Raw genomic sequence first — 11,673 nt, forward strand, 5'->3', positions numbered from 1 at the left:
GGCCCCGCCGAGGGTGGGGTTCGCGGTGGCGCGGCGAGCCCGGTGTGCTGGCCCGCGCCGGATCGCCGTCTGGCGTACCAGCCACGTTCACGGTGGGGGTTCGGGAGACCGGAGTTGATCGTGTTGGATCTGGCGGGGCTGGGTGGTGATCCGGATCAGTGGCTGACGCTGTGGTGGGCCGCGCGCCAATTCGACGGCGCCGCGCTGGTGATCACGGGCCAGGAGCGGCCGTATCGGACGCGGGCACAGACCGCGCGTCACATCATCCGCGATGTCGGCCGGATCGGCGTGGTGCTGGTGGCGGGCGCCCCCGCGCCGAAAGGCACGCCGTCGCGGTGGATCCCGACCGGCGTCGGGCACGGGCAGGAGACCGAGCTGCCGGTCAGCACCACCGCCTGGCGCAAGTTCGCGCAGATCCTGCCCGACTACGGCCGTCGTGTGCACTGGGTGTGCGCTGGACCGCTGACGAACCTCGCGCGCGTCCTGGACGCGGACGAATCGGCCAGCGCGGGTTTGGGTTTGGCCAGTCGGTGCGCGCTGACCCTGGTGTGTGAGCGGGACAGGGCCGACCCGTATCTCGGCGTGGATCACGATGCCGCCCGCTCGGTGCTGCGCCGGGTGCGGGACGTGACGGTGGTCGACCCGTCGACGCTGCCGGAGGAGATCTGCCTGACCGATACGAGCGTGGTCGGCCACCGCTTGTCGGAGTCCGAGCTGCCCGGAACGCCGGAACTGCGCGGGCACGTGCGGCGATGGCGTGAACTCGAAGGCCCGGACGCGCCGCTGCGGCTGGCCACGCCCGCTGCGCTGGCCGCGGCGATCGGGCTGGGAACCACGCACAGCCGGATCGCGGTGCGCGTGGACGAGGCGGGGCGGCTGGTGAGCGATCCGGGTGGACGGTCGGCACGGCTGGCGAGGGTCGAGGTCGGCGCATTGCTCGGCACGCTGGCCACCGCGCTCACCCCCGCCCCCGCCCCCGAATGCGCGAGCTTCGAAAGGCGCAAGCCGTGACGAAACAGTCTGTAAGACAGTGTGATTGCGTTCCGGTGGCGGATGCTCGGGGTGTCTGGAATTTCTGGCTGGGCGGCAAGGACTGGGTCACGGCGGACCGCTCGACCGCGCTGGCGTGTGCGCAGATCTACCCCGCGATCGGGGCGCTGTGCGCGGCGGGGCGGGCGTTCCAGCTCGACGCTGTTGCCCGGCTGGCCGCGGCCGGGGTGGACCAGTTCGTCGAGGTGGGCGTGGGGCTGCCCGCCGCCCGCAACACTCACGAGGTCGCCCAGGCGATCATCCCGACCGCGCGGGTGGTCTACGTCGATGTCGATCCGGTGGTGCTCGTCCACGCGCGTGCGCTGCTGCGGCCGGTGCGCGCGGGCGCGTGCGTCGAGGTCCTCGACGCCGATCTGCGTGACACCGACCGGATCCTGACCGCGGCCGGCAGAGTCGTCGACCTCGGGGCGCCGGTCGCGGTCGTGGCCGGCGGGGTGCTCGGGCAGGTTAGTCCCTGGTCGCAGGCCAGGGACGCGGTGGCGAGGCTGATGGGCGGCCTCGCGGCCGACAGCTACCTCGTGTGGTGGGACGGCACCGACGACGACCCGGACGCGGCGACGATGTGGGACCACTACTCCTGCACCACCACACCCGCCTACACTCCGCGGCCGCCCGCCCAGCTGCGCGAGCTGTTCGACGACCTGCACCTCGACACCACCGGCCTCCAGCCGCTGCGCCAAAACCATTGCGCACCAAGCCAAGACAGTGAGTTGTCGGCGATGTGTGCGGTCGCACGCACCCTGGTGACCCACCGCGAACGGGAGGGTGAGGGTGTCGCGATCACCGACCATGCCTGAGGCCAGCCATCTGCGCAGCGGTAGCGAGCAGGCCACTCACTGGGCACGCCAGGATCCGGGCACGGGCGCGGCGATCAGCCCCGACACGGGTCACGACGGCCGGGTCGAGGGGAGGTATGGCCCGTGGTGAGCGCGGATGCCTTCGGAGCGGCGCGCGATCCGGTGGCGGTGCTGTCGACGGTGCGGGCCGGCTACGGCGCGGTCGCGCCACTCGAGTTCGACGAGACGGGGTCGGGGTTGCTGATACTGGGCTACGACCTCGCCGTGACCGTGCTGAACGACCCCGGGAACCTTTTCACGGCCGATAGCGGTGTGTGGGAGCAGATGGTCGCGCCCGGCGGACGGTGCCCGATGCTGCCCGCCACGGCGTTCGCGCCCAGCGCGGCGCGCGGTGAGTCCGCGGTGGCGCACCGGCACGGCTATCGGGTGGCCATCGCCGGTGTGGACGAGCATGCGGTACGCGCTGAGACCGCACGCGCGGCACGCGCGCTGATCGGCCGAGTCTGTGCCGACGGCCACGCGGATCTGCTGGGGCAGTACGCGATCCCGCTGGTCACCCATGTCATGGACGGCGTGCTGGGATTCACACCCGAGGTCGGCCGCGACGTGGCCGCCGCGGCCGCTGAGGTCCGTGCCGCCACCGACCTCGCGGCGGCGAGCGCCGGGATCGAGCGGGCGCTCGCGGCGATCGGCGCGGTGGTCGCGGCCCGGCGCACGCACCCGGCCCGCGATGTGATCTCGGCACTGCTCGCCGATACCCAGGCGGCGTTGAGCGATGTGGACGTGGCCGCCATCGTGGCCCGCATGCACCTGATGGGAACGGTGCCGACCTGGAAGGTCATCGCCTCTGGGCTGCTTCGGCTGATCGCCGACACCGGCGAGGACGCCGACGACATCGACGTGATCGGTGGATCGGTGACCGTGGCGTCGGCACTGGAAGAAGTCCTGGCCACCGATCCGCCGGTGGCCGCGGTCACCCGGTGGACGGCCCAGCACCAGCTTTTCGAGGGTGAGGCGGTCGGGCGCGGGATCCCGGTGGTGGTCAGCATCCAGGCCGCCGACACCGATCCCGCGGTGACCGGATCCAGCGCTCACGGCGAACATCTCCCGCGCTCCATCGGCGGCAGGTGGCACCTCGCGTGGGGGTTGGGCAGTCGTGGATGCCCGGCGTCCTCACTGGCCAGGATCATCGCCGAGACGGCGCTCGAGCAGATCCTCGACACCATCCACGATGTCGAGCTGGCCACCGAAACGAGCGAATTGCTGTGGCGTGGAAAAGGATTCGATCGAGAACTGGTCGCGCTGCCGGTGACGTTCCCGCCCGTCACTCCGGTGTGACCACGACACCACCACAAACCTAAGGACACCTGCTGTGAACCCGTTGAACAGTCCCGCCGCCTCGTCCACCTCGTCTCCTGCCAGGCCTGGAATGTCACTGGTGGGTGAGGTCGAGGGCCGAGTCCCGCTCTACACCGAGGAGTTCGCCGCCGACCCGCACGCGGTCTACCGGGCGATGCGCCGGCGATGGGGCGCGCTGGCGCCGGTGTGGCTGGCGCCGGAGGTACAGGCCACGCTCGTGCTCGATCTGTACCGTGCCCGCGAGATTCTCAACGACGAAGTCCAGTTCCCGGCCGATCCCCGGTTGTGGCAGCGCCACGTCCCGCCGGGCTGCCCGCTACTGCCGATGATGGAATGGCGACCGAACGCACTGCGCTCGGTCGGCGCGACCCGCCAGCGCTACCGCAGGGCGACCAACGACGCTCTGGACGGCGTGGATATCAACACCATCTCGCGGATGGTCGAGCGCCTGGCCGACCCGCTGATCGACGCCGTCGCGTCCACCGGCACCGCCGACGTCCTGACCGACTACGCGCTGCCACTGACGTTCGCGGTACTCAACACCCTGCTCGGGTGCCCGGCCGAAACCGGCCATCAGGTAGCGCGGGCGAGTGCTCTGATGTTCGAATCCACCGACACCGCGGCGGTGAATCAGATGCTCGACGACGCGCTGATCGGAGTGGTGCGGCTCAAACGGGCACGTCCGGCCGACGACATCGCCACCCGTTTGGTCGAGCACGACACGCGGCTCGACGACATCGAGTTGATCAACGCGCTCGTCACCTGCTACGCCGCCGGAATCGAGCCCCTGACGAATCTGGTGACGAACACGCTGGCGATGATGCTCACCCACGACAGCCGTTCCGGCGCAGCAGGATTCGCGCTGACCACTCGTGATGCCGTCCGGCACACTCTGAGCACCGACCCGCCGCTGGCGAATTTCTGCATCACCTATCCGGTCGCGCCGAAGTGGATCGCCGGTTACGAGGTGCCGGCCCACGAGCCGTTGGTGGTCAGCATGGCCGCATGCAGCACCGACCCGGCGCTGAGCACCGGCACCTGGGTCACCGGGGACTGGGGACTCGGGTTCGGCACCGGCATCCACCGCTGCCCCGACACCGCCCAGAAGATCGCCGTGATGGTGGCCACCGACGCCATCGACTACCTCCTCGACAAGCTACCGGAGATCACGATCCCCGACCCTGCCGCGCTGCAATGGCGCCTGGGCCCCTTCCACCGCGCGCTGCAGGGGCTGCCGGTCACGTTCCCTCCGGTCCGTCATCGATGACCGACACGCAATCCTGCCCGATCCATTCCCGTCCCGGCGAACCCGGTTCGCCCACCGAACGACCAGCTAGGTGATGTGACATGAATACGACACCCCTGCTCGGGATGCCGCGACTGGACGCGGCCGCCGACCCCGACATCGTGGCAGCACTGCGCCCGGTGATAGTCGGCGAGCACGCCCAGTTGCACGCCGCGGCGGCGACGGCCGCGGCGGCGGTCGACGATCTGCCGGTCGGGTCGGGAACCTTCCATGAACGCGCCCACGCCGGCGCACGGCAGTTGCGGGCATTGTTCGGCGCGCTCGGGCGCACCCCGCAAGAAGTGTTCGCCGACCCCGAACTCGCGGGCGCGGCGATCGACGCTGCGGCGGTCGCCGCGGTCCCGGCGATGCTGGCGTTCACCGGCACCGTCGATCTCACCGTGGGCGCGATCGTACGGCTCGGCAACGGTTCGCCCTATCAGCAGCGGCTGCTGGCAGCCCTCAACGCCGGTGCCGCGCTGGGTGTTCGGGTCCACACCGAACTCGGCGGTACCAACCGCACCGATGTGCGGACGTTGGCGATCCGCGACCGGGGGCGGGGTGGATTTGTGCTGCGGACACCCGACATCGACCCCGTCACCGGCGGTGCGGCGGCAAAGAACATGCCCAACGTCGCCGATCGCGACACCCCGGTGGTCGCGACCGTGTCCGCGCGCCTGGTGGATGGACGCGCCGACTACGGAGTGCACCTTTTCCTGCTCGACCTGCGCTCGGCGGCGGGCCTGGCCGAGGGGGTCCGCGTGACGGAGTTGTCGCAGACCGACACGCCGATGCCGCACGCGCGTGTGACCTTCGACGACGTATTCGTTCCCGAGGATGCGTTGCTCGGCGGACGCCATTGCCAGATCGCCGATGGCGTGATCCGGATGCGGGGCAGCAAACCCGAGATGTTCCGCGTCGGCGTGGGCGATTTCACCGCCGGCCGAAGTGACCTGTCCACCGCTGCGCTGGCGATGACACGCGCCGCGCTGGCCGGGGTGGTGAACTACGCGCTCCAGCGTCGTCCCGACCCGAACGGTCCGGCGCTGATCGAGCGCGGTCACGTGATCGACACACTCGTCACCGATATCGCCGCCGTCTACGCCGCGACCTCGATGGCCCGTCGGCTGCGTACCGTGCGCGCCCAGGGGCTGGCCCCAGCCGCGCGTGCGCGGCTGGCGATGCTCACCAAGCCGCTGGCCTCGAATCTGGCATGGCAGGTACTGGACCGGTGCCAAACCCTGGCCGGTGCGCAGGGACACATGCGGGCCAACCGGATCCCGGACTGGGTCGGCGCCGCGCGCGCCATCCGGACCGCCGAAGGCGCCAACGATCTGCTCCAGTTCGCGGCGGGGCGCCACGACACAGCACAGGTGTGGCTGCCCGGAACCGCGGGAGCCTGGCCGGGCAGCGTCGCGCTGGCAGTCCGGGAACGCGGCGTGAGCGACGCGATCGCCCAGTCGGACTGGAAACGGCTCGATGTCAAGGGATTCGACGGCGCCGCCATCGCACGCTCCGAGGCGGCGGCGACACGGATCGCGGCCGCCTGCCTGGCCGCCGATCGCAGCCTGACCCTCGATCCCCGCGGGCGCGAACTGCTCACCGCGCTGCTCGGCGAACACACCTGCGCCGCGATCGACAAGCACGGCACGTGGTACCAGCGCAACAGGGACCTGACCCTCGCCGAGCTCGACGCTTTCCAGGACCAGCGCCACGCCCACCGCGAAGTGCTCGCCGAACACCTGCCCACCCTGGTCGCCGCCTTCGCTGTCAAGCCCCTGCCCGGTGCGGACATCTTCAAAGAGAACTACCTCAAGGAGGGCTGAGCGAATGCAGGACACGACACCCACATCACCTATGGCCCGAGGCCGCACGACAGGACGCACCACCACCGACCCGGCGACAGCCGGCAGCGCCACGATCGGGTCGTCGGAAGGCGCACGCGGGCAAGGTCTTCGGGGATCCGGTGCGCGGTCGAGCGTGCGCACCCTCACCCGGCATGCCCGCGCGCGCGAAGCGCGGGCCGGGATGGTGGTGCCGGCGTTGTGTCGTGCGGTGGCCGAGGTGGTGGGTGTCGCGGCCTCGGGGATCGGTGGCGGGACCGATTTCGTGCGCCTCGGTGGGACCGGCACCGATTCGGCCGCGGTGCTCGCGGTCCTGCGCGCGTACGGGGCACCGCCGGATCTGCTGGTGACCCATCCCCGGATCGGGGATGCGGCGGCCGTCTTGGCTGCCCAGCCGGTCCCGACGGTCAGCGCCGACCCCGCTACCCGCGCACCGGGGGCACATCCGGTGTCGTTCCAGCAGCGAGCCCGCCTGGAACTGGCGGCGCGCACCGGCCCGGCGACGCACCGCCGCCACGCCCACGCGGTGGTGCTCACCGGCGCCGACCCCGCCCGGCTGCTGACCGCGTTGGCGCTCATCGGGCAGCGACATCCCGCGCTGCGCACCGGAATCCGGCACACCCCGGCGGGCTGGCAGCAACTGATCCACCCCCGGCCCGTGCTCGATGTCGACCCGACCCCGGTGACCGGGCCCGGTGACGCCCGCCGCCGCGCGCTCGACGCGCTCGCGGGTTCGCGCTTCGACCACACCGGCGGTGCGCCGCTGGCTCAGTGGACACTGGCCGGCGCCGGCCCGGTCCTGTTGCTGGTCCTGGTCGCCGACGAGCTGGTGTGCGACACCCGCTCGTGGCGCGCGCTGCTGCGTGAGCTGGCCCTGGCCTACCGCGCCCCCGACGAGATCGGGCCACCCCCGCCGAGCCCCGGCGACTACACCCGCTGGCAACGGCAGTTGACACCACCGCAGGTCTACCAGCAGCAGCTGGATTGGTGGACTACCCGGCTCACCGGCTACCAGCCCGGACTGCTCGCCCCCGCCGGGAGCGCGAGCACCGGACCCTCGGCCGGGCTGCGCGTGAGTGTCCCGCTGTCGGCGGCGGTCACCCACGGGTTGGGTGGCGGGCACGCCAGCCTGCTGCGCACCCTGATCACCCTGACCGCAATCCATGTCGGGGCCTGGGCGGGCGCGGAGGATGTGGTGGTCGCGACCGAGCTGGCCTCGCGTACCGACAGCCTAGCCGCCACCGTCGGCATGATCGCCGCCACTCGCCCGCACCGCCTGTACCTCACCGGTGCCCGCGGTCGGCACGCGCTCGCCGAGACCGTGCGCGACTGGTGGGCACAGGGCTGGCATCGCGGCGCGGTCCCGATCGACCACCTCAGCACCGAACTCGGCTGTGACCTCGACGCGGTCGCGGTGTCCTACGCGGGCCAACCGCGCGGCACGCTACCGGTCATCGGGACCGAACCACCCGTCCCGCTGCGCCTGCCACCCACCCGCCAGCACCGCACCCTCGACATCGCCGCGCAACACCAGCACGCCGTGCTGACCCTGCGTGCGCGCTACCGCACCGACCGCATCCAACGCCGCGCCACCCAGCGAATCCTCCACGCCATCACCACCGACCTGCGTGCCCTCACCGCCGGAGCCCGCACCCGATGATCACTACCTCCAGCCCCCCGATCTCGCCGCCGCGTCCGGTACCGCAGTTGTCGGTCGCGGCGGCCCTCGCGGCGTCCGCGGTCGCCGCCCCCGAGGCCATCGCTGTCGTCGACGGCGACGGCCGGGCCTGGACGTGGGAGGATCTGGCGGTCGCGGCCGCCGAGATCGTCATCGAGCTGACCGAGCGCGGCATCGGCCCCGGTGACCGGGTCGCGGTCCTCGCCCCCGCATCGTCGGCGACGAGGGTCGCGGCCTGGGTGGCGGTGTGGGCGCTGACCGCGGTCCTCATCACCGTCGACGCCGACCTGCCGCCAGGCCACCGTGCCGCCGTGCTGGCCCGCACCGCCCCGGCCCGTCTCCTCACCCTCGGTGAGGCCGCGGCGGAGGCGGCCATCCCGGTCACGCACCTGGCCGGGGATCACCCCCACCCGGGACGCTCGTGGGACGCGGCCGGGTGGGCGCACCGGGTACTGCTCGACACTCTGGCTGCCGCAGCGGTGACCCTGACCCTTCTGGCAGTGGCCTTCCGCGCGATGGGCCACGACCCCGATAAGGACCAGCACAGCAGAACGCGCCGTGCCCGGCGGCGCGGGCAGCCACGTCGGCGCCGCCACGCCCGAACCTGAAACCCGAAAGCCGAGCAGCAGCGACCCATTTGGAGAACACGATGACTTCCGCAACGACCGCAACGAGCGTGCCGGTGTTCGTGCCGTGGCGTGCGATCCCGTCCAGCGTGGCCCCGCAGCACGTTGACGCGGGCACCGAGATACTGGTCTACGCGACCAAACTCGTGCCACCGCTGCTGCAGCAGCCCCAAACTAGTCTCTGCTCGCGTGAGCGATTCGATCTGAGCGACTTGCTTGCGTGCTGCTGCGGCGGTGGCTGGCCGGCAGTCCAGCTCTAGGCTGCCGGAGCTCCAGCAACGGCACTCGCAGCGGCCAGATCCTCGCTGGTCATGGCGCGATCCCCGACCGGATGGAGAGCTGCACTACGTCGTCCGTGTCGGCCTGGGGTCAGCTCCGCGATGCTGGCAACACTCAAGACGGAACTCACACCTCTGTGTACACCACCACCGAGACCTGCCAGCGGTGAGCTGTGACATCCTGAAGCCCACGGCTCCAGCGACGACGGGAGAGTCTATGGCCGCGAGACCTTCGTGGAGTCCTATATCGCTGGGCGCCAACATCCATCGGGGCCCCTCCCATATCACTCCAGCTCCTGTCATGGGTGCGTTGGATTTGCTGCCATTCGATCAGATGACGTCGTGGGAGGACTTCGAGAAGATTCAGTGGCGAATCATGCGCGACGTTGAGGGACTTCGCCACGCTCAAATGTACGGCGAGCGCGGACAGGCACAGCAAGGTCTAGACGTAGTGGCTCTCACCCCAGGGGGATCCGGGGTCGCGCTACAAAGCAAACAGTACAAACAGTTTGGCCCAGCACAGCTTAGAGCTGCGGTAAATAAGTTCCGCACGTCAAGTCGACCATTCCCGGTGGAACGCCTGATCATAGGTGTGAGCCGAGAAGTCAAGTCAACGAAAACACTGACGACTTTGAGGGAGCTCCGAAGCGAACTGCTTCCTATCGAACTCGACCTCTGGGACAAACAAGCGCTATCAGATCTTCTAAGAGGTGCTCCCCGGATCGTAATCGAGTTCTTCGGCATGCCGACTGCCGAACGCTTCTGCCTTCCATTCGAGATTCAACCGACCGTCGTTCCGACAGAGAACGCGGTGGCGATCCGCGAAGCGCTGGCCAGGACCCCGGAAGAAGTTACTGGTGCATCAGAGCTTTTACGAGTTGCTCGCGAGACCTCAGATGACCCGACACGCTCGTTACAGCTTATCGAAGAGGCTCAACATAGACTCCGTGACGCAGGATTCGAAAGCTATGCCGTTCAACATGAACCCGCTCGCGCCAACCTCCTTGCCAAGCTCGGACGGAGCGATGAGGCTGCGAGGCAGGCATTGGACGAATTATGGAGCGCGCTCGACCGCGGGCTAACCAATACGGCTCAGATGACCCAGCGAAGGCTACAAGGAATTGTCGGGGAGGAATCTGTTGGGCCGTCCGAGCTTGCCGACGTCGCTGAAATCGCCATGGACCTGTACTTCAATCCGCTGGCGGTTCTGCCAGCAGCCATAGGGTTAAGGGTGGGCGATAACGCTGATCAACTTAGGCTGGCAGTGCTCGCGGGTGAGACCGCCCTTGCCAACGGCAATCTCGGCTGGTTGCACGAATCGTGCCCGACGCTCGGTTGCGTCCAATAGCGTGGTGTACGGCCCGACCACCCGAGCAGCCCCCTGTTCCGAGCGTGTCGTAGCCGGAAACGAGGTGGTCACCGCGTGACCCTTGAAGAGACCGTCCAAAGTCACTTGAAGGAGACATCACGCGATGACCGATATCCAGCGTATCGACCCGAGCAAGCCCTTCGACACCCAACTCGCCGCGGCCAGCCCTGATCTGCTGCGAGAATTGCTGTCCAGCTTCGTCCACACGATCATGAACGCCGAAGCCGACAGCATGTGCGGCGCCGACTACGGGCAACGCAGCGAGGACCGGGTCAACTCCCGAAACGGATACCGCCACCGCGATTTCGACACCCGCGTCGGGACCATGGACGTCGCGATCCCGAAACTGCGGTCGGGTAGCTACTTCCCCGACTGGCTGCTCGAACGCCGCAAACGCGCCGAACGAGCCCTGACCAGCGTGGTCGCGACCTGCTACCTGCTCGGTGTCTCGACCCGGCGGATGGAGAAACTCGTCGAGTCCCTCGGCGTCACGCAGCTGTCGAAGTCGCAGGTCTCGATCATGGCCACCGACCTCGATGCCCAGGTCGAAGCGTTCCGGACCCGCTTACTCGACCAAGGCCCTTACACGTTCGTCGCCGCGGACGCCCTGGTGTTGAAGGTGCGCGAGAACGGGCGGGTGGTCAACGTCCATGCCCTGATCGCGACCGGTGTCAACGCCGACGGCTACCGCGAAATCCTGGGCTTGCAGGTCACCAGTGGTGAAGACGGTGCCGGCTGGTTGGCGTTCTTCCGTGATCTGGTCGCGCGGGGTTTGTCCGGGGTCGAGTTGGTCACCTCCGACGCCCACGCCGGGCTGGTCGCGGCGATCGGAGCGACCCTGCCCGGCGCGTCCTGGCAGCGTTGCCGGACCCACTACACCGTCAACCTGATGTCGATCACACCGAAAACGTCGTGGCCGTGGGTTCGGACTCTGCTCCACTCGGTCTTCGATCAAGCCGACCCGGAATCGGTTGGGTCTCAATATGATCGGATGCTCGACGCATTGGCCGAGAAGCTTCCGAAAGTCGCCGCGCACCTGGACGCGGCCCGCGCCGACCTGCTCGCGTTCACCAGCTTCCCGAAACAGATCTGGCGTCAGGTCTGGTCGAACAACCCCCAAGAACGGTTGAACAAGGAAATCCGGCGCCGCACCGACGTCGTCGGGATCTTCCCCGACCGCACCGCGATCATCCGCCTCGTCGGCGCTGTCCTGGCCGAACAACACGACGAATGGATCGAAGGCCGCCGCTACCTCGGCCTCGACGTGTTGGCCCGCTCCCGCAACCACACCGAACCCAGCGATGAACAGGAGGATCCCGCAGCGTTGACCGCCTGACCGGCAGCGGTCACGCGGCGATCACTTCGATACACCACGCATTTGGACTTG

9 protein-coding genes are annotated in these 11,673 nt (G+C 69.2%); all 9 read left to right on the plus strand.

The window, feature by feature from the left end; genetic code table 11:
• Positions 1-120: 120 nt before the first annotated feature.
• A complete protein-coding gene (locus OHB21_RS18190; RefSeq protein ID WP_328439712.1) occupies positions 121-1,011 on the plus strand; it encodes a hypothetical protein in 891 nt (296 codons plus the stop codon).
• A gap of 35 nt (positions 1,012-1,046) precedes the next feature.
• On the plus strand, positions 1,047-1,847 hold the full coding sequence (locus OHB21_RS18195) for an SAM-dependent methyltransferase (protein ID WP_195142691.1): 801 nt from the start codon (positions 1,047-1,049) through the stop codon (positions 1,845-1,847).
• A gap of 123 nt (positions 1,848-1,970) precedes the next feature.
• The gene (locus OHB21_RS18200) at positions 1,971-3,185 is read left to right on the plus strand and encodes a cytochrome P450 family protein (protein ID WP_328439716.1); all 1,215 of its coding nucleotides are present in this window, start codon (positions 1,971-1,973) and stop codon (positions 3,183-3,185) included.
• 91 nt (positions 3,186-3,276) lie between these two features.
• Complete coding sequence (locus OHB21_RS18205) at positions 3,277-4,473, plus strand: cytochrome P450 family protein (RefSeq protein WP_407675224.1); 1,197 nt, start codon at positions 3,277-3,279, stop codon at positions 4,471-4,473.
• 80 nt (positions 4,474-4,553) lie between these two features.
• Positions 4,554-6,317, plus strand: coding sequence for an acyl-CoA dehydrogenase family protein (locus OHB21_RS18210; protein WP_328439720.1), 1,764 nt, complete (start codon positions 4,554-4,556; stop codon positions 6,315-6,317).
• A 154-nt stretch (positions 6,318-6,471) separates the two neighbouring features.
• The gene (locus OHB21_RS18215; RefSeq protein ID WP_328439722.1) at positions 6,472-7,995 is read left to right on the plus strand and encodes a condensation domain-containing protein; all 1,524 of its coding nucleotides are present in this window, start codon (positions 6,472-6,474) and stop codon (positions 7,993-7,995) included.
• Complete coding sequence (locus OHB21_RS18220; RefSeq protein ID WP_328439724.1) at positions 7,992-8,621, plus strand: AMP-binding protein; 630 nt, start codon at positions 7,992-7,994, stop codon at positions 8,619-8,621. Before OHB21_RS18215 ends, OHB21_RS18220 begins: the two co-directional genes overlap by 4 nt.
• A 597-nt stretch (positions 8,622-9,218) precedes the next feature.
• Positions 9,219-10,265 (plus strand): hypothetical protein, encoded by a 1,047-nt coding sequence (locus OHB21_RS18225; RefSeq protein ID WP_328439726.1) that lies wholly within the window; start codon positions 9,219-9,221, stop codon positions 10,263-10,265.
• Positions 10,266-10,389: 124 nt separating this feature from the next.
• Positions 10,390-11,622: an IS256 family transposase gene (locus OHB21_RS18230; RefSeq protein ID WP_054811708.1), complete on the plus strand. Its 1,233-nt coding sequence runs from the start codon at positions 10,390-10,392 to the stop codon at positions 11,620-11,622.
• The last annotated feature ends 51 nt before the right edge of the window (positions 11,623-11,673 follow it).

The organism is Nocardia puris, from assembly GCF_036051655.1.
Taxonomy (GTDB): domain Bacteria; phylum Actinomycetota; class Actinomycetes; order Mycobacteriales; family Mycobacteriaceae; genus Nocardia; species Nocardia puris.

What these genes read in the sequence shown, in the direction of transcription:
- OHB21_RS18205 (WP_407675224.1), top strand. Translation starts at nt 3,277, where the DNA reads ATGTCACTGGTGGGTGAGGTCGAGGGCCGAGTCCCGCTCTACACCGAG.
- OHB21_RS18210 (WP_328439720.1), top strand. Translation starts at nt 4,554, where the DNA reads ATGAATACGACACCCCTGCTCGGGATGCCGCGACTGGACGCGGCCGCC.
- OHB21_RS18225 (WP_328439726.1), top strand. Translation starts at nt 9,219, where the DNA reads ATGGGTGCGTTGGATTTGCTGCCATTCGATCAGATGACGTCGTGGGAG.
- OHB21_RS18230 (WP_054811708.1), top strand. Translation starts at nt 10,390, where the DNA reads ATGACCGATATCCAGCGTATCGACCCGAGCAAGCCCTTCGACACCCAA.
- OHB21_RS18220 (WP_328439724.1), top strand. Translation starts at nt 7,992, where the DNA reads ATGATCACTACCTCCAGCCCCCCGATCTCGCCGCCGCGTCCGGTACCG.